The organism is Oleiphilus sp. HI0086, from assembly GCF_001635225.1.
Map to the genome: position 1 here is coordinate 1 of NZ_LWFZ01000084.1, position 587 is coordinate 587.

At 46.5% G+C, this 587-nt stretch carries 1 protein-coding gene; it reads left to right on the forward strand.

What is annotated here, in order from left to right:
- A partial coding sequence (locus A3756_RS26985; RefSeq protein WP_197481086.1) for a hypothetical protein occupies positions 1-587 on the forward strand: 587 nt, incomplete at both ends.

The window sequence follows — 587 nt, forward strand, 5'->3', positions numbered from 1 at the left end:
ACAAGAAGTTGATGCCGAGCGTGAGAAACTGCATCGTCCAGGCGCTGAAACAATGAGCTCAGTTGTTGAGGTCTTAAGTGAAGAACTCAGCCACGTCAAAGAACAGCTAGATCTATACGTTCGCGATGACGATAAAGACAATACTCAGCTGCTTGAGCTAGTACCTCAATTAACTCAAATTGCTAATACCATGGCTGTTCTGGGCTTAGGTGTAGCCCGCAAGCTGGTGCTAGAGCAAATTAGCCGCATAGAAGAAATCGCTGAAAGCAGTGAACCAGCTAGCGACCAAGTATTAATGGATATGGCAGGTGCCCTGCTATATGTCGAAGCTAATCTGAGCTCACTCAGCGATGCGAGAGAACAGAGTGAAGAAGAGCAAAACGAATTTGTTGTACCCGCTGAACACTTCGAAAGTGCGCATAATGCCGTTATCTATGAATCACGAAATGGCTTGGAACAAGCAAAAAACAGCATCGTAAACTTTATAGCATCTCAGTGGGATCACGCCGAGATAGAGGATGTCCCAGACCTCTTAGACAGTATTCGCGGTGGCTTACAAATCATCCCGCTTACACAGGCGGCAAAGC